The sequence below is a fragment of the Micromonospora sp. WMMD1082 genome (genome assembly GCF_029626175.1).
In the GTDB taxonomy this organism is placed as follows: domain Bacteria; phylum Actinomycetota; class Actinomycetes; order Mycobacteriales; family Micromonosporaceae; genus Micromonospora.
In genome coordinates this window covers 5669900-5687720 of the sequence record NZ_JARUBM010000002.1, presented here as the reverse complement: position 1 = coordinate 5687720, position 17821 = coordinate 5669900, and the positions used below count along the sequence as shown (strand labels likewise).

Annotated in this window: 15 protein-coding genes; 8 read left to right on the top strand and 7 right to left on the bottom strand. The window is 71.6% G+C overall.

Translation table 11 applies throughout. The features are described from left to right. Window positions 1–82: 82 nt before the first annotated feature. Window positions 83–1531 carry an argininosuccinate synthase gene (gene argG, locus O7615_RS26170; RefSeq protein ID WP_278180443.1) on the bottom strand — a complete coding sequence of 483 codons (1449 nt, stop codon included), beginning with the start codon at window positions 1529–1531 and terminating at the stop codon, window positions 83–85. Window positions 1532–1653: 122 nt separating this feature from the next. On the opposite strand from argG, the gene O7615_RS26165 reads away from it, so the two are divergent. The 3 genes from O7615_RS26165 (at window position 1654) to O7615_RS26155 (ending at window position 3494) form a co-directional block, all read left to right on the top strand. Next, on the top strand, window positions 1654–2235 hold the full coding sequence (locus O7615_RS26165) for a carboxymuconolactone decarboxylase family protein (RefSeq protein ID WP_278180442.1): 582 nt from the start codon (window positions 1654–1656) through the stop codon (window positions 2233–2235). A gap of 6 nt (window positions 2236–2241) precedes the next feature. Next, on the top strand, window positions 2242–2379 hold the full coding sequence (locus O7615_RS26160; RefSeq protein WP_278182237.1) for a sigma factor: 138 nt from the start codon (window positions 2242–2244) through the stop codon (window positions 2377–2379). Between the two features lie 116 nt (window positions 2380–2495). Continuing rightward, on the top strand, window positions 2496–3494 hold the full coding sequence (locus O7615_RS26155; RefSeq protein WP_278180441.1) for a hypothetical protein: 999 nt from the start codon (window positions 2496–2498) through the stop codon (window positions 3492–3494). Here the strand turns inward: O7615_RS26155 and O7615_RS26150 are convergent. Continuing rightward, on the bottom strand, window positions 3460–3849 hold the full coding sequence (locus tag O7615_RS26150) for a hypothetical protein (protein WP_278180440.1): 390 nt from the start codon (window positions 3847–3849) through the stop codon (window positions 3460–3462). The genes O7615_RS26155 and O7615_RS26150 overlap by 35 nt on opposite strands. Before the next feature lie 275 nt (window positions 3850–4124). On the opposite strand from O7615_RS26150, the gene O7615_RS26145 reads away from it, so the two are divergent. Together O7615_RS26145 and O7615_RS26140 are read left to right on the top strand one after the other, a co-directional pair. After that, window positions 4125–6050 (top strand): ABC transporter ATP-binding protein, encoded by a 1926-nt coding sequence (locus O7615_RS26145; RefSeq protein WP_278180439.1) that lies wholly within the window; start codon window positions 4125–4127, stop codon window positions 6048–6050. A 143-nt stretch (window positions 6051–6193) separates the two neighbouring features. Beyond that, on the top strand, window positions 6194–6727 hold the full coding sequence (locus tag O7615_RS26140) for a hypothetical protein (RefSeq protein WP_278180438.1): 534 nt from the start codon (window positions 6194–6196) through the stop codon (window positions 6725–6727). A gap of 33 nt (window positions 6728–6760) precedes the next feature. Here the strand turns inward: O7615_RS26140 and O7615_RS26135 are convergent, their stop codons facing one another. Beyond that, entirely contained in the window at window positions 6761–7072 is a 312-nt protein-coding gene (locus O7615_RS26135; RefSeq protein WP_278180437.1) for a hypothetical protein, read from the bottom strand. 405 nt (window positions 7073–7477) lie between these two features. Between O7615_RS26135 and O7615_RS26130 the strand changes: the two genes are divergently transcribed. After that, window positions 7478–8470 (top strand): hypothetical protein, encoded by a 993-nt coding sequence (locus O7615_RS26130; protein WP_278180436.1) that lies wholly within the window; start codon window positions 7478–7480, stop codon window positions 8468–8470. Between the two features lie 24 nt (window positions 8471–8494). Here O7615_RS26130 and treZ read toward each other — a convergent pair whose 3' ends face one another. The 3 genes from treZ to glgX are packed head-to-tail and all read right to left on the bottom strand — an operon-like array spanning window position 8495 to window position 14646. Next, window positions 8495–10219 carry a malto-oligosyltrehalose trehalohydrolase gene (treZ, locus tag O7615_RS26125; RefSeq protein ID WP_278180435.1) on the bottom strand — a complete coding sequence of 575 codons (1725 nt, stop codon included), beginning with the start codon at window positions 10217–10219 and terminating at the stop codon, window positions 8495–8497. Between the two features lie 16 nt (window positions 10220–10235). Further along, complete coding sequence (treY, locus tag O7615_RS26120; protein ID WP_278180434.1) at window positions 10236–12527, bottom strand: malto-oligosyltrehalose synthase; 2292 nt, start codon at window positions 12525–12527, stop codon at window positions 10236–10238. 1 nt (window position 12528) lies between these two features. After that, window positions 12529–14646 (bottom strand): glycogen debranching protein GlgX, encoded by a 2118-nt coding sequence (glgX, locus tag O7615_RS26115; RefSeq protein WP_278180433.1) that lies wholly within the window; start codon window positions 14644–14646, stop codon window positions 12529–12531. A gap of 313 nt (window positions 14647–14959) precedes the next feature. Between glgX and O7615_RS26110 the strand changes: the two genes are divergently transcribed. Continuing rightward, the gene (locus O7615_RS26110; protein ID WP_278180432.1) at window positions 14960–16363 is read left to right on the top strand and encodes a glycosyltransferase family 4 protein; all 1404 of its coding nucleotides are present in this window, start codon (window positions 14960–14962) and stop codon (window positions 16361–16363) included. Window positions 16364–16480: 117 nt separating this feature from the next. Continuing rightward, window positions 16481–16945 carry a hypothetical protein gene (locus O7615_RS34350; protein WP_347405102.1) on the top strand — a complete coding sequence of 155 codons (465 nt, stop codon included), beginning with the start codon at window positions 16481–16483 and terminating at the stop codon, window positions 16943–16945. Here O7615_RS34350 and O7615_RS26100 read toward each other — a convergent pair. Further along, window positions 16881–17747, bottom strand: a complete 867-nt coding sequence (locus tag O7615_RS26100) for a class I SAM-dependent methyltransferase (protein ID WP_278180431.1) — start codon at window positions 17745–17747, stop codon at window positions 16881–16883. The genes O7615_RS34350 and O7615_RS26100 overlap by 65 nt on opposite strands. Window positions 17748–17821 lie beyond the last annotated feature (74 nt).

Genomic DNA, 17821 nt, shown 5'->3' with positions numbered 1-17821 from the left:
GGCACGCCGACGCACGTCACCCCGGGTCACCGGGTGGTCGTGCGCTGCTGGCCCCATCTGCCCGATGCTAGTGGACCGGACGTCAGTCGACGCCGAACTCCATCGCGGCGCGGTCCAGCGCCTCGTCCTCGGCGGACGAGACGCCCCGGGAGGCGATCGCCTCCGCGCCGCCCTCCGGCATCGCGCCGATCAGCCCGGTCGAGGCCGCCTGCGCGGCGCCGACCACCCGCTGCGGGGCACCACCGACCATGCCGAGGGTGGCGTACTGCTCCAGCTTCGCCCGCGAATCCGCGATGTCCAGGTTGCGCATGGTGAGCTGGCCGATCCGGTCCGCCGGACCGAACGCCGAGTCCTGCGTACGCTCCATGGACAGCTTGTCCGGGTGGTAGCTGAAGGCCGGGCCGGTGGTGTCGAGGACCGAGTAGTCCTCGCCCCGGCGCAGCCGCAGCGTCACCTCGCCGGTGACCGCCGTGCCGACCCAGCGTTGCAGCGACTCGCGCAGCATCAGCGCCTGCGGGTCCAGCCAGCGCCCCTCGTACATGAGCCGGCCGAGGCGGCGGCCCTCGGTGTGGTAGTTGGCCAGGGTGTCCTCGTTGTGGATGGCGTTGACCAGCCGCTCGTACGCGGCGTGCAGCAGCGCCATGCCGGGCGCCTCGTAGATGCCCCGGCTCTTGGCCTCGATGATCCGGTTCTCGATCTGGTCCGACATGCCCAGGCCGTGCCGGCCGCCGATGGCGTTGGCCTCCAGCACCAGGTCGACCGCGCTGGCGAACTCCTTGCCGTTGATCGTGACCGGGCGGCCCTGGTCGAAGCCGACGGTGACGTCCTCGGTCGGGATCTCCACCGACAGGTCCCAGAACCGGACCCCCATGATCGGGTTGACCGTCTCGATGCCGGTGTCCAGGTGTTCGAGCGTCTTCGCCTCGTGGGTGGCGCCCCAGATGTTGGCGTCGGTGGAGTACGCCTTCTCGGTGCTGTCCCGGTACGGCAGGCCCCGGGCCAGCAGCCACTCCGACATCTCCGTGCGCCCGCCCAGGTCGGTGACGAAGTCGGTGTCCAGCCACGGCTTGTAGATGCGCAGGTGCGGGTTGGCCAGCAGGCCGTACCGGTAGAACCGCTCGATGTCGTTGCCCTTGAAGGTCGAGCCGTCGCCCCAGATCTGCACGTCGTCGGAGATCATCGCCCGCACCAGCAGCGTCCCGGTGACCGCCCGGCCCAGCGGCGTGGTGTTGAAGTACGCCCGCCCACCCGAGCGGATGTGGAAGGCGCCGCAGGTCAACGCGGCCAGGCCCTCCTCGACCAGGGCGGCGCGGCAGTCGACCAGGCGGGCCAGCTCGGCACCGTAGCTGAGCGCGCGACCGGGCACCGAGGCGATGTCGGGCTCGTCGTACTGGCCGATGTCGGCGGTGTACGCGCACGGGATGGCGCCCCGGTCGCGCATCCAGGCGACCGCGACGGAGGTGTCGAGGCCGCCGGAGAAGGCGATGCCGACACGTTCACCGGTGGGCAGGGAGGTGAGAACCTTGGACACGAGGAAAAGTATGCATCACGCCGCATGGTCATGCAACGGGAACCGGGGGATTTTCGGCGCGATGTCACAGGGCCTCCCCCGCCGGTGTCTGGATGGGCGAGACCGGCACGCGAGGAGGAGACATGACCAGGATCCCCAAGACCGAGATCACCGGCGTCTACGGCGCCGTGCTGAAGAGGTTCACCCGGAAGATGTTCGGCGAGGTGCCCGAGCCCCTCGCCGTGATGTGGCACCACCGGCCGGCGCTCAACGCCAGCCTCACCCTCGGCCGCAGGGCCGCCAAGTGGAACAGGTGCGACAAGGACCTCAAGTCGTACGCCCACATGGCGGCGGCGTCCCTGATCGGCTGCTCGTTCTGCCTCGACCTGGGCTACTTCCAGGCCCGCAACGAGGGGCTGGACATGACCAAGGCCCGCGAGGTGCCCCGGTGGCGCGAGTCGGAGGTCTTCACGCCGCTGGAGCGGGACGTCCTGGAGTACGCCGAGGCTATGTCACAGACCCCGCCGACGGTCACCGACGAACTCTCCGCCCGACTCCTCACGCAGCTCGGCGCCCCGGCGCTGATCGAGCTCACCTCGTGGATCGCGTTCGCGAACCAGGCCGCGCGGACCAACTTCGCGCTCGGCATCGAGGCGCAGGGGTTCGCGGCGGCGTGCGGCCTGCCGCCCCTGGCGCGGCCGGGCCACGTACCGTCGCAGGCATGACCGACGATCCGTTCGTCGCACCGCGGCCTGCTCTTCACCGCCGCGTACGAGATGCTCGGTTCCGCCGTCGACGCCGAGGACGTCGTGCAGGAGACCCCCTTCGACCTTGTTGATCATGAAGTTGGCGGGGGCTTTGATCTCTAGAACGCCCGCTAACCTCATGATCGACGCGGGCATATTGAGCAATCGAGAAGAAGAGGCGCTCTTGGCGGATCCACCATCATGGATTTTCACCCTCCGTGATGTCGAGGAGCGTTTCCGTGACCCAGGCCGACAGACGCACCCGCCGTCCACCCGCAGACCGTGAGATCCGGCTGCCGTCCGAGCCCCGCGCGACCTCCGTATTCGTCGTCGGGCACGTCCCCCGCCGGCGCGGGCTGATCATCCTGCTCAGCGTGCTGGGCGGCTTCCTGCTCACCGTCGTCTGGTCGGCGGAGTTCGTCGACTCGACCATCGGCGACAACATCGCCAACACGATGCTGGGCCACGACGCCAAGGAGACGCCGCTGAGCGGGGCCGTGGCCGGCGTGCTCTTCGCCTTCGTCTCCGGCGTCGCCGGCACCTTCACCGCCTGCAACATCGCCGCCTTCGGCGCCCTCGCCCCCTTGGCCGGCACGTCCGACGGCCGGCTGAGCCGCTTCCTGGCACCGCTGCGTCCGCTGGGCTGGATGGCGGTCGGCATGATCGCGGTCTCCGCGGTGTACGGCGCGATCGTCGGCCTGGTCGGGACGTCGATGCCACAGTTCTCCACCGCACCGAACACGCCCGGATCACTGTCGCCGCGCAGCATCCAGTCCATGGTGGTCTTCGGCCTCATCGGCCTGATCATGATCTACCTGGGGTTGGCCGCGCTCAAGGTGGTGCCGGACCCGTTCGCCCGCATCTCCCGCCGGTACCCCAACGCCCCGCTGGTCTTCATGGGCGCGCTCGTCGCCGGCTTCCTGATCGGACGGCCGTTCCCGCTGTTCCGTCAGATGTTCCGCGACGCCGCGGAGAGCGGCAACCCGCTGTACGGCGCTGCGGCGTTCACCCTCCAGTCGCTCGGCAACATCATCATCATGGCGGTGCTGTTCCTGCTGTTGGCCTGGTTCGCCGGCAGCCAGCTCCAGAACTGGTTCGCCGCCCGCCCGACCCGACTGGCGGCGACCATCGCGGTGGCGTTCCTCGTCGCGGGCGTCTTCACGTTCCTCTACTGGGACATCCGCCTGCTCGCCCGCAGGGAGATCATCCCCTGGTATCCGACCGCCCCCTGGGCATGACCTGCTCCGGCGCTCGGCCGATGTCGCCGGGTCCGGGCCCGGCCGGCGACTCGGCGGACGAGTCGGTCCCCGGCTGGAAGTCGTACCCCTGCTCGATCAGCCGGTCGTACACCCGGTGCCGGGCCAGGGCCAGCACGTGGGTCTCCACCTCCGCCTCGGCACGCAGTTCCGCCACCACCTGGCGGACGGCCGCCTCGACCGCGGTGACATCGGTGTCCGGGAAACGCTCGGCGACCACCTCGATCTCGCGTTCGACGGCCCGCTCCGGATCGTCCAGCGCACCCAGTTCCGACGTTTCGCGGCTCGCGGCCGACGCCGGCCGCGACTCGTCCGGCACCTTCGGATCGTCAGTCATAGCTCCTCCTGGCTCCAACCTGCTGCCCGTTAGCGCCCTCCATCTCCGGGCGCCGCCGACCGCAAACCGGGAACCCCGCCACCCGGCGATGCGTTCGACAAGAGTTCACCTTTCCGCCAGCCCGCGATCGAAGAAATGGAAGCGGCGCCGCACGGTATCCCCTAGCCTCGCGAGGAGAATCCACGCCCAACCCGACACGAAGAGGAGATCGACCATGAGGACGTCCGGCGGTTTTCCCGGTCCCTTGTCTGTCTCCACCGCCGGAAAGGCACTTCGTGTTAGGTCTGTTCGAGAATCCGGTTGACCCCTTCCCCACCGGCAATCACCCCACCCCGGCCGCCAGCGTCCGGCGGTTTCTCCTGCGGGAACTCCGGCCGCTACGACCGGTCGCCGCGGCCGCCGTCGCCACCACGATTCTGGGCGCCGCGATCGAGGTGTGGCTCATCGGGTACGCCGGCCGCCTGGTCGACACGCTCGCCGCCGCGAGCCCGGACACGCTCTGGGCCAGCCACGGCACCGAGCTGCTCACGGTGGCCGTGTTCGTGCTGCTGGTCCGGCCGCTGATCAACCTGGTCGGCGAGGCCCTGGACGACATCGCGTTCCGGGCCAACGCCCGCCCGCTCGCCCGCTGGCGGGCACACCGGCACGTGTCCCGGCAGTCCGTCGGCTGGTTCCGCGACGACCTCGCCGGGCGCATCGCCACCTGGGTCCGCGACGGTGGCGATGCCGCCAGCACCGCCGCGTACTCGGTCATCCACACGCTGGTGTTCGTGATCGCCTACATCGCCGGCTCGGTGTGGCTGATGTCCACGATCGACGTGCGCCTGCTGCTGCCGCTGGGCGCCTGGATCCTGGCGTACGCGCTGCTCATGCGGTGGGCGGTGCCCCGCTACCGGCGCGCGTCGGAACGTCTGCAGGACGCGGAGTCCGCGCTGACCGGCCTGCTCGTCGACTCGTACGCGAACATCGACACGCTCGCGCTGCTCGGTGGCCAGGACACCCGCACCGAACACGACGTCCGGGTGTTCGCGCGGGCCAGACGCGCACACCTGGACCTGCAGCGGGTCGAGGTGACGATCAACAGCATCATGATGGCGTTCGGCAGCGCGCTGCTCGTGGGGCTCGTCGGATACGGGATCGTCCTCTGGCGTACCGATGCCGCGCCCCTGGGTCTGGTCGCGGCCGCGCTGGCGCTCAGCTTCCGGATCACCGCGATGGCGGAGTGGCTGCTGGACGCCGTGTCGTCGCTGTTCGGGTCCGTCGGCGCGCTCCGGCGTGCCCTGCGGACCATCGCGCAACCGCTCGCCGTCGCCGACACACCAGAGGCAACCCCTTTGCGGGTACGCGGCGGAGCCATCAGCTTCTCCCAGGTCAGCCACCACTACGGCCGCGGCACGGGTGGGCTCGACCGGCTGAGCCTCGACGTCGCCGCCGGGGAACGTGTCGGCATCGTCGGCCGCTCCGGCGCCGGCAAGTCCACGCTGGTCGGCCTGCTGCTGCGGTTCCACGACGCGGAGTCCGGCACCATCATGATCGACGGCACCGACATCAGGGACGTGACGCAGGAGAGCCTGCGCGGCCAGATCGCCATGGTCGCCCAGGTGGCCACGTTGCTGCACCGCTCGGTCCGGGAGAACATCGCCGGCCCCGGCGGGATCGACGACGTACGCATCGAGGAGGCCGTGCGCCGGGCCTCCGCCGACAGTTTCGTCGCCACGCTGCGGGACGCGGACGGCCGGACCGGCCTGGACGCGCATGTCGGCGAGCGCGGCGTACGCCTCTCCGGTGGCCAGCGGCAGCGGATCGCGCTGGCCCGCGCGTTCTACCGCGAGGCGCCGATCCTGGTCCTGGACGAGGCCACCTCCGCGCTCGACTCCGAGGCGGAGGCCGCCATCCACGACACGCTCGACGAGGTGATGACCGGCCGTACCGTGATCGCGATCGCGCACCGCCTGTCCACCATTGCCCGGATGGACCGGATCGTCGTCCTCGACGCCGGCCGGATCGCGGAGCAGGGCACCCACGCCGAGTTGCTGGAACGCGGCGGGATCTACGCGGACCTGTGGTCGCGGCAGTCCGGTGGATTCCTCGGCACGACCGTCGACCAGCACGGGACGCAGCCGCGCGTACCGGCTGATGTTCGTGGTGTCGTTGCCCAACGCACCGCCGACAACGCCGGCCGCCGCGCCGACCGCGGCTGAGCTCGGCGCCTCCGAATGGCCCGGTACGTCGAGCCCCACAGTGCTTTGGGAGTGGATCCGTGGCAGTAGAGGCCCCGATCCCGCGCGGACAAGTGCCCGAGGCGGGTCACTACGTGACGGGCAGGCCGACGATGATGGTCGACATGCGGGAAACGGTCGCCATCGCGCTGATCACGGCGCTGTCCACACTGACCGCCGCCGGGCTCACCGGGCTGATCACCGCGCTCACCGTGCGCCGACAGGTCGCAGGTCAACTCGCCGCCGCCCGGGAGGAGCGCGCCGAGCAGCGCACGCTCCGCCGGGGCCAGGCGCGGCGGGACACGTACGTCGGTTTTCTGGCCGCCTGCGACCGGGCCTACCGGGCGTTGGACACCGGGTGGGTCGGAGCGGAGACCGCACCGGGCGGGGAGGCGCCGTACCCGGCGCTGCGCGCCCTCGACGAGGCATACAACCTGGTGCTGCTGGCGGGCCCGGACCCGGTCGCCGAGGCCGCCGGGCGCACCGTCCGCAGCATCAACGAGGAGTACGCCCAGCAGCGCCTGCTCCATCAGGAGGCCACGAGCAGCGGCCCGCTGGCGGTCCGGCATCGCACCGAGCACCTTGCTGCGCTGCGGCACCGGACCGCGCGACGCGACGCCTTCGTCGCCGCCGCTCGCGGGACGCTGGAACTCCGTTGACGGCATTCCCAGGCCCACGGACGCCGCGGCCGATCACCGGGTGAGGCCGACGAGGGCGGCCAGGCGAGCGACGCCGGCCGGTGCTGGGTGCCGCTGGGCGATCTCGCCGATCACCGTACGCGCCAACGGCCGGCACCGGACCCCGGCCGGCGCGACAACGTCGGCGTCGACCAGCGCCCGCGCCGCACCCCGCAGGTCACCGACCTGGAGGTACGCCCGCGCCACGTCCACCAGGTAGGCGCCCCGGTGCTCGGCCGGCAGCCGCCGCCACCCGTCCCGCCGCAGCACCGCCGCGTGCCCGTGCACCGCCGCCCCGGCCTCCCCCAGCTCGATCGCCGCCACCACCTGCGCCAGCTCGACGGTGGCCAGCCCGAACCCAGTCCGAACAGGGGCGGTAAGTCCACGCCTCAGTTGCCCGATTGCGCGGACCTGATTCGGCGGCCGTGATCGTGGCGGCGTAGCTGTTCGACACGCCGGGCTGGGACCAGCTGCACTGCCACGAAAATGGTGGGCGCTCGCTCAGCGACGCGTCAGGACGCGGCACCACCAGGGTCTCGTGGTCAGGCCAAGGGCAGCGGCGGGGACGGAACCGGTCGTAGACTCCCTGGGCCCCGCCGCAGCACGGCGCACCGATCCGGGAGGACGTCCGTGGCGAGTGACGCACACGAACCGGGCAAGATGTCAGCTGCCTCCGGCACCGAGGTGCCATCGACCGCCGGCCCCAGTCGCAGTCGCCTGATCCTGGGGGTCGTGACGGTCGTGGTCGCGGTGGTCGCGGTGGTGGCGGGCCTGACCGTTCGGGCCACCCGACGGGCATCGAAGACGGACGACATTTCCAGCGGCCTAACCACGTCAGTACCCGTCAGATTCGACCTCGGCCACCAGTTGCTCCACCTCGGCTATCTGCCTGGCCCCGTCCTCGACGCCACCTACACCACCGAGCCCGGCGTTCACCGACTCGAGGTCTACGGATCGTTCGATGGCGCTTCGACCACTGAGGAGGACGACACCTCCTCAGACGAGACCGCCTGGCACGTCGAGATCTGGATGGCAGCGCGGGGCGCCGACGTCCACAGCTTCGTTCCAGTGGACGAAGACTCAGGCAAGGAGGGCATTCCTCGTGAGCGGGTCAAGCCGGTACACGGTCGTCCCGCCTTCCAGTCCATGTCGGACCAGAATCGGGTGCTGGCCTGGGAGTACGCGCCGGACGCGTGGATGCGAATGAGGCTAGGCACGGTGAGCACTGCCGAGCGTCGCGATGAGATGACGCGTCAGGTGGCCGAGGGCGTTCGCTGGAATACCACGCCACGGACCCTGCCGTTCCAGGTGGTGGGCCTGCCCGACGGTGCCGTGCTGGAGAGTACGTACCGACGTTGGGAAGCGGACGGACCTGTAACGGCCTCCGCCGATTACCTGGTGGCGCCGGTCAAGGACATTCACGAGTATCCGCGACCTGTCATCCAGGTCGGTGTCAGCACCAAGAGCCTGTTCCGTACCAGAGACAACGACCGTGTCACCGTGTCGGGCCGGTCCGCCACCGCTTTCGAATCGCGAGGCATCGGCACCTCAGGAGTCTACCGGGTGGCGCAGCTTCCCGGTGGGTGCGCCGAGTGCGTCGCGGAGCTGTTCATCGCTCGAAGCGCTACTGCCGCGGTGGGTGACCGGGACGACGCACTGAAGCTGGCCGCCTCGATTCGGCTGGTGGAGGGCCACGAGGATCCCGCCCAGTGGCGCTTCTGGTAGCCAACGGCTAACGGCCACCGGCTGTCAGAGCGCGACGATGGCTGCTGTTTCGGCGGGGAGTTCGATGCGGTCGCGTTGCACGGTGACGCCCTCGCCGGTGGCCAGCAGCACCCGTCGGGCCACCCCCGGCAGCGTCACCCGCTGCGGCTTCGACGCCAGGTTGGCCGCGACCAGGCAGCCACCGCGCCGCATCACGACGAAGCGGTCGCCGTGTCGCACCTCGATCGCGAAGAGGTGTGGGTCCGACAGCTCGGGGCGGGACTTCCGCAGCGCGATCAGCCGCCGGTAGAAGTCGTACATCGCCCGGTGCTCCGGCTTTTCCAGCTCGGCCCAGTCCAATCGGGAGCGTACGAACGTCTGCCGGTCCTGCGGGTCCGGCACGTCAGCCGACGACCAGCCGTGCGAGGCGAACTCCTGGCGGCGACCGGTGACCACGGCAGTGGCCAGCTCCGGCTCAGGATGCGAGGTGAAGTACTGCCACGGGGTCGAGGCCGCCCACTCCTCCCCCATGAACAGCATCGGCGTGAACGGTGCCGTCAGCAGCAGCACGGCCCCCACCCGCAACAGCCCCGGCGACAGCGACGCCGAGAGGCGATCACCCACCGCTCGGTTGCCGATCTGGTCGTGGTTCTGCAGGTACGCCACGAAGCGGTGCCCGGGGGTACGCGGGTCGACCGGCCGCCCGTGCTGGCGGTTGCGGAAGCTGGACCAGGTGCCGGTGTGGAAGAACGCGCCGGTCAGCACCTCGGCCAGGCACTCCATGGTGCCGAAGTCGCCGTAGTAGCCCTGCCGCTCCCCGGTCAGCAGGGTGTGCAGGGCGTGGTGGGCGTCGTCGTTCCACTGGGCGTGCAGGCCGTAGCCGCCGGCCTCCCGTGGGGTGATCAGCCGGGGGTCGTTGAGGTCGGACTCGGCGATCAGCGACAGCGGGCGCCCCAGGTGCGTCGAGAGCGATTCGACCTCGACGGCGATCTCCTCCAGCAGGTGCACCGCGCGGGTGTCGGGCATGGCGTGCACGGCGTCCAGCCGGAGGCCGTCGACGTGGTAGTCGCGCAGCCACATCAGCACGCTGTCGGTGATGAAGCGGCGTACCCCGTCGGAGTGTGGGCCGTCCAGGTTGACCGCGTTGCCCCAGGGGGTGTTCCGCTCGGCGAGGTACGGCGCGAACTTCGGCGCGTAGGCCCCGGAGGGCCCGAAATGGTTGTAGACGACGTCGAGGATCACCCCCAGCCCCTTGGCGTGGGCGGCGTCGACCAGCCGTTTGAGGCCGTCCGGGCCGCCGTAGGGTTCGTGCGGGGCGAACCAGCAGACCCCGTCGTACCCCCAGTTATGTTCGCCGTTGAAGGCGTTGACCGGCAGCAGCTCGATCATGTCGACGCCGAGGTCGAGCAGGTGGTCGAGCTTGCCGATCGCCGCGTCGAAGGTGCCGTCCGGGGTGAAGGTGCCGACGTGCAGCTCGTAGAGGATGCTGCCGGGCAGTTGCCGGCCGGTCCACGCCCCGTCGGTCCAGCCGAAGGCGGCGTGGTCGTAGATCCTGCTGGGCCCGTGCACGCCAGCCGGTTGCCACCGAGAGCGGGGATCGGGCAGGGGTTGGTCGTCGTCGTCGAGCAGGAACGCGTAGTCGGTGCCGGCGTCGGGCACCTCGACCCGCCACCAGCCCTCCCGGCCGGCTCTCATCTCGTGGTCGGCGCGGCCCGGCAGACGCAGCCGCACCCGTTTCGCCTCCGGTGCCCAGACCGTGAACTCGGACATGATGCGGCCTCCCGGGTCAGGTGGTGGGCACCAGCAGCGCGACGGGATAGGTGGCGAACAGGTCGGCGAGACGGACCTGACCGCCACTGTAGACCTGCCCGGTGAACAGGCACGACATCTCTTTAACGGGCAATGACAGGGTGGTGTCCCGCCAGCCGCCGGCCGCGGCCAGGCGCACCGGCAGCCGGGTGGCCACGGCGACCGCGCCGCCCCGGTCGAAGGCGACGACGTGCCGGGCGGCCGGCCCGTGGGCGGTCACCGGCAGGTAGTCGCCGAACAGGTCCGGGCGGTCACGACGCAGCCGCAGGGTCCGGGAGACCACGAGCAGCTTCGCCGCGCCGGTGTCGTCCACCGCCGGCCGCCAGCCGGCGTCGAGCCGGGCCAGCAGTTCCCGGCGTACGCCGAAGTCGACCGGGCGGCGATTGTCCGGATCGACCAGGGAGTTGTCCCACAGCTCGGTGCCCTGGTAGGTGTCGGGCACCCCGGGCATGGCCAGCTGCACCAGCTTCTGCCCGAGCGAGTTCGACCAGCCCGGCGGGGTGATCTCGGCGGCGAACGCGGCCAGCTCGGCATGGACGGTCGGGTCGTCGTACATCGCGTCGACCAGGGCGTGCAGGGCCCGTTCGAAGGCCGGGTCGGGGTCCGTCCAGCTGGTCGAGGCCGCCGCCTCCCGGGCCGCCTTCTCCGCGTACGCGTGCAGCCGCTCCCGTGGCAGCGGCCAGGCGCCGACGGCGGTCTGCCAGAGCAGGTGGGCCAGGGCGGCATCGGGCAGCGGGACCGCCGCCATCCACCGGGTGACCTGGTCGGCCCAGCGGCGCGGCAGCTCGGCGAGGACGGCGAGCCGGGCCCGGACGTCCTCGCCCCGTTTGGTGTCGTGGGTCGACAGGGTGGTCATGCTGGCCGGCCAGCGCTCGTGCCGACCGGCGGCGAAGCGGTGGAACCGGCCGGGCCGGGTGCCGAAGTGGGTGGGGCTGCCGCCGACCTCGTTGAGCGCCACGAACCGGCTCCACCGGTAGTAGGCGGTGTCCTCGACGCCCTTGGCCATCACCGCGCCGGTGAACTGCGGGAAGCGGCGGGCCAGCTCGTCGTCGGGGTCGCGCAGCCGCCGGGTGATCGCGTCCAGCGCGCCGGTCACGTCGGTGCGACGGCGGCCCGCCTCGGCGCGGGCGTTGGCCAGGTGCCGGGCGCCTTCGGGCGGGTAGCCCCGGTAGACGGCGAAGGCGGCGGCCAGTTCGGCCAGGGCGGCGCGGGCGGCGTCCCGGTCGACGTCGGGGGCGAGCGCGGCCAGCCGGGTCAGTTCCGCCGACAACAGCCGGGTGGCGGCGGCGAGCTTCGTGTCGTGGGTCAGGTCGGCCCAGGAGGTGGCCCGGCCGGTGAGCCGGGTGTCCAGGGCGGTGAGGTCGGCCTCCGCGTCGCCGTCGACGAAGAGGCCGCCGACCGCGGCGAGGGCGTCGTAGCCGGTGGTGCCGTCCACCGGCCAGGAGGGCAGCTCCTCGCCGTACTCCAGGATCTTCTCCACGATCAGCCACGCGTCGGGCGCGGCGTCGCGCAGCTGGGCCAGGTAGCCGGCCGGGTCGCGCAGCCCGTCGGGGTGGTCGACCCGGATGCCGTCGACCTCGCCGGCCGCCGCCCACGCCAGAATCAGTTCGTGGGTGGCGGCGAAGACCTCCGGGTCCTCCACCCGCAGCCCGGCCAGGCCGGAGACCGCGAAGAACCGGCGGTACGTCAGCTCGGCGTCGCCGCGCCGCCAGGAGATCAGCTCGTAGTGCTGCCGGTCGTGCACCTCGCGGGGGTTGCCGTCGCCGGTGCCGTCGGCGATCGGGAAACGGTGCTCGTGGTAGCGCAGTTCCCCGTCGGCGAGCTTGACGTCGTCCAGCGCGTCGGGGGTGTCGGCGAGCACCGGCAACCGCAGCCGCCCGGCGTCCCAGTCGATGTCGAACCAGCGGGCGTACGCCGAGTCGCGTCCCCGGCGCAGCACGTCCCACCAGGCCGGGTTGGCCACCGGCACGGCCACCCCGGCGTGGTTGGGCACGATGTCCACGACCAGGCCGAGCCCGGTGTCGCGCAGGGCGCGCAGCAGCCGCTGCCGGCCGGCCTCGCCGCCGAGTTCCGGGTTGACCCGGCGGTGGTCGACCACGTCGTAGCCGTGCGCGCTGCCCGGCGCGGCGGCCAGCAGCGGCGCGCTGTAGAGGTGGGTGACGCCGAGGTCGGCGAGGTAGCCGGCGAGGCCGGCGGTGGCATCCAGGTCGAAGCCGGGGCGCACCTGCACCCGGTAGGTGGCGGCGACGGGGCGCGGGTTCGCGGGCATGTCAGGCCACCCTCTCCAGCACCACCAGCGAGCGGTCCGGTACGCAGACCGTGCCGCCCGCCTCCACGGTGGTGCCCTTGTCCTGGTCGGGTTCGGCGGTGCTGATCACGATCTCCCAGCGCTGGCCGAACTCGACCGGCGGTGGGGTGAAGTCCAGCGGTGCGTCGTGGGCGTTGAAGCAGAGCCAGAAGGAGGCGTCGCGGTGGCGCTGGCCGTACTGGCCGCGTTCCCGGATGCCGTCGCCGTTGACGAAGAGCGCCACCGACCGGCCGAAGTCGTTGCCCCAGTCCTCGCCGGTCATCTGCCGGCCGTCGGGGGTGTACCAGGCCAGGTCCGGCAGGGGTTCGTCGACTCCCCGGCCGTGCACCGGCAGCCCGGTGAAGAAGCGGCGGCGCTGGAACACCTGGTGCTGGCGGCGGAACTCGACCAGCCGGCGGGTGAAGTCGAGCAGGTCGGTGTCGACGGTGTCCCAGTCGACCCAGGCCAGCTCGCTGTCCTGGCAGTAGGCGTTGTTGTTGCCGCGCTGGGTGCGGCCCAGTTCGTCGCCGTGGCCGATCATCGGCACGCCCTGCGACAGCAGCAGCGTGGCGATGAAGTTGCGCCGCTGCCGGGCCCGCAGGGCGAGCACCCCCGGGTCGTCGGTGTCGCCCTCGACGCCGCAGTTCCAGGACCGGTTGTGGTTCTCGCCGTCCCGGTTCTCCTCGCCGTTGGCCTCGTTGTGCTTGTCGTTGTACGACACCAGGTCGGCCAGGGTGAACCCGTCGTGGCAGGTGACGAAGTTGATGCTGTGGAAGGGGCGGCGCCCGTCGTCCTGGTAGAGGTCGGCGGAGCCGGAGATGCGGGAGGCGAACTCGGCGAGGGTGGCCGGTTCGCCGCGCCAGAAGTCGCGGACGGTGTCCCGGTACTTGCCGTTCCACTCCGTCCACTGTGGCGGGAAGTTGCCGACCTGGTAGCCGCCGGGGCCGACGTCCCACGGCTCGGCGATCAGCTTGACCCGGCTGACCACCGGGTCCTGCTGCACCACCTCGAAGAAGGTGGAGAGGCGGTCCACCTCGTAGAACTCGCGGGCCAGGGTGGCGGCGAGGTCGAAGCGGAACCCGTCGACGTGCATCTCGGTCACCCAGTAGCGCAGCGAATCCATGATCAGTTGCAGCGAGTGCGGGCTGCGGACGTTGAGACTGTTGCCGGTGCCGGTGTAGTCGACGTAGTGCCGCCGATCGTCCTCGGCCAGGCGGTAGTAGCTGGGATTGTCGACGCCCTTGAAGCTCAACGTCGGGCCGAGGTGGTTGCCCTCGGCGGTGTGGTTGTAGACCACGTCGAGGATCACCTCGATGCCGGCCGCGTGCAGCGCCTTGACCATGCCCCGGAACTCCTGCACCTGCTGGCCGAGGTGACCCAGCGCGGAGTACGCGTGGTGCGGGGCGAAGAAGCCGATGGTGTTGTAGCCCCAGTAGTTACGCAGCCCCAGGTCGGTCAGGCGATGGTCGTTGACGAACTGGTGCACCGGCATCAGCTCGATCGCGGTGACGCCGAGCCGGGTCAGGTGGTCGATCATCGGCAGCGAGGCGATGCCGGCGTACGTGCCGCGCAACTCCTCGGGGATGCCGGGCAGCCGCATGGTCAGCCCGCGTACGTGGGCCTCGTAGATCACCGAGTGGTGGTACGGGATGCGCGGCGGCGCGTCGTTGCCCCAGTCGAAGTACGGGTTCACCACCACCGACTTCGGCATGAACGGCGCCGAGTCGGCCGTGTTGATCCGCTCCGGATCGCCGTGTTCGTAGTCGTAGACCGCCGGATCCCAGCGCACGTCGCCGTCGATCGCCTTGGCGTACGGGTCGATGAGCAGCTTGTGCGGGTTGCAGCGCGTCCCGCCGGCGGGGTCGTACGGGCCGTGCACCCGGTAGCCGTACCGCTGCCCCGGCCCGATCCCCGGGATGTACGCGTGCCAGACGTACGCGTCCACCTCGCGCAGCTCGACCCGGCGCTCGGCGCCGGTGTCCCACTCGTCGAAGAGGCAGAGTTCGACCTTCTCGGCGATCTCCGAGAAGATCGCGAAGTTGGTGCCCATCCCGTCGTAGGTGGCCCCGAGGGGGTACCGCTCGCCCGGCCAGACCTGCATGTCGCTCCTTCGGCCCAGTGTCGTGAGCGCGCGAGGTAATGCCCCGCACGGTCCACCGCCAATCCATCCGATCGGGTGAATGCCCGGTATCCGCCCGACTGACCCGGCGTGAACCCTTGCGGTGTCATCAGTCACTGTGGCCGCCTTCGAGGTGCGGGATCGGCCGTCATGACGTTTCCTTGTCTGCGGGCGCGTCTCCGCGCGCCTACCGATCCTCGCACCGCCGGACGCGTCTCCGCGTGTCCGAAACCCAACGCTGCCCCTCGCCGTCACCGACGCCGGCGCGTTCCTCCCTGCACGGACGGAGATTGATGTGACGACCCTGCGGGTCGGCGGGCGCCCCGCCACCGCCTCGGACCGCGTTCACCGCCCCACGCTCACCTCGCGACCCCAGGTTCCGGCGCAGCCCGGCCCGCTCGCCGGGTCGCCGACCCGCCGCATCCTCATGCTGTCGTGGGAGTACCCGCCGGTGCTCGTGGGCGGCCTGGGCCGGCACGTGCACGCCCTGTCGGTGGCGCTGGCCGCCGCCGGGCACGAGGTCACCGTCGTCACCCGGCACGCCGAGGGCGCGCCGCTAGAGGAGTACGTCGACGGGGTGCGCGTCGTACGCGCCGCCGAGGATCCGGTCACCTTTCCGCTGGCCACCGGCTCGCTGCTGGCCTGGACGATGGCGTTCAACCACACCCTGACCCGGGCCGCGCTGCGCGCCGCCGCCTCCGGCGGGTACGACGTCATCCACGCCCACGACTGGCTCGTCGCGCACACCGCGATGACCCTGCGCGATCACCTCGATCTGCCGCTGGTCACCACCATCCACGCCACCGAGGCGGGCCGGCACCAGGGCTGGCTGCCCGAGGAGATGAACCGCACCATCCACGGCGTGGAGCACTGGCTGGGCGGCGAGTCCACCCGGGTCATCGTCTGCTCCCGCTACATGCGCGACGAGGTGACCGGCCTGTTCGGCGTGCCGGCCGACCGGGTCGACGTGGTGCCCAACGGGGTGGAGCCGCACCGCTGGCGGGTGCCGGCCTCCGCGGTGGCCCGGGCGCGGGCCCGGTTCGCCGGGGACGGCCCGCTGGTCACCTTCGCCGGCCGCCTGGTCTACGAGAAGGGCGTGCAGCACCTGCTCGCCGGGCTGCCCCGGCTGCGCGAGCGGCACCCGGGTCTGCGCGCGGTGATCGTCGGCGACGGCCCGTACCGGGCCGAGTTGGAGGCCGACGTGCACCGGCACGGCCTGGCCGGCACGGTCAGCCTGCCCGGTTTCCTCGGCGGCACCGACCTGCCGGCGGTGATGGCCGCCTCGGACTGCTTCGCGGTGCCCAGCATCTACGAGCCGTTCGGCATGGTCGCGCTGGAGGGCGCCGCCGCCGGTGCGCCGCTCGCGGTCGCCGAGACCGGCGGGCTCGCCGAGATCGTCGAGCCGGGTGTCACCGGGATGACCTTCCGCCCGCACGACCCGGACGCACTGACCGACGCGGTGCACGCGCTGCTCTCCGACGCCGAGCGCGCCCGCGTGCTGGCCCGCCGGGCCCGCGCGATGGTGCACGAACAGTACGGCTGGGCGGCGATCGCCAGCCGCACCGCGTCGACGTACGCCTCGGCGATCGCCCACGCCCCGGCCGTCACGGCCGAGCGCGCGGCGCGGCAGATGGCGCACGGCCGGGCGCTGCCGAGCGTGCCGGAGGGCAACCTGCTCGCCGCCGCCGGCCTGCGCTGACCCGGCTCCGGTCGGCTGCCGGCGGAGCGGAGACGGCCCTTCGGTCGGCCGCCGGGCGGAGCGGAAACGGTCCGCCCGGCAGCACCGGACTCCGCGGTGGGCGGGTCGGGACGGGCGGTGGGAACGTCCGTCACGCCTGTCGAGCTGATGGCACAGACGGATCGATCGGGCCGGCGGGTGGCCACCGTGGCCGATCCCGACCGGACGGCGGCTGGCACCCTGGTCGGCATGCGTGCGATGGATGGTGGCGACGTCGACCAGGCGGTGGCCGAGATGATGCGGGTGCTCAGGCCGCACGAGGCACGGGACTGGGATGGCCGGGCCGGGACACTGGAGTGGAGTTGCCGGACGACGGCGGCCCACGTCGCCCACGACCTGCTGGCGTACGCCGGGCAGGTCGCGGGCCGGCCGGACGACGCGTACCTGCCGTTCGATCTCGTGGTCCGCGACGACGCCGCGCCGCGCGACGTGCTCAACGTGGTCACGGCCAGGCCCGGTCGGCCAGTTCGTGGTGTCGTTACGATCCGCCGAGGTCCCGGCCGGTGGCACGTCGGGCCTCGCCGGGGTGGCCGGCGAACGTGAGCAGGGTGAGTGACGGCCGCCGGTCCCGCAGGGGCGGAAGGTTCGACAGCCGCCGCAGCACCCGGGACCGCCAGAGCCCTCGACCGGGCGGCAGGGCCACGTCCACCGCGCGCACGACCTGCGGGATCTCCGTGGCGAGCCGCCCGGCCTCGGTGACGGAGAGGTGGAACGGCATGGGCGGGGCGGTGTAGCGGTCGGAGAGATTCAGCCCGGCCAGGGTCCGGCGGCTGAACCAGGCGGGGATCGAGTCGAAGATGAGCTGCCCACCGGGAAACCGCTGGGCGCAGTCGGCGATCAGGGCCAGCACCTCGGCCGGCGGCAGGTACATGAACAGCCCCTCCGCGACGATGAGCACGCCCCGGGCCGGGTCGACCCGGTCCCGCCAGGACCGGTCCAGCGCCGAGACCGCCAGCGGGATGATCCGCGGCTCGGGCGGCAGCAGGCGCGCCCGTACGTCGAGCACGGCGGCGGCGTCCACGGAGAGCCAGTCCACGTCGGGGCGGCCGGTCCGCCAGTAGGTCGTCTGGAGGCCCTCGCCGAGCGCCACGATCGTCGCCGCCGGATGCGCCGCGAGGTACCCACGCACCGCGGCGTCGATCGCCCCCGCGCGCAACGGATGGGACTGGCTGGGGCGACCGAACCGGTCGAAGTCGTAGTCGATCGACTCGTAGAGCCGGACCGACCACGGATCCTCGAAGTCCGACCGGGGGTTCATCGCCTCGACCGCCCGGTTCCGCAGCGTCCACAGGCTCGTCGCCGCGACTCCCTCCAGCACCTCGCCATTGACTCGTGCTTTCGACATCGCACACCGCCCTCGCATTAGGTTAGGCAAACCTAACCTAATGCAAGGGCGATCGCCGCCACGCTCACGGCCAG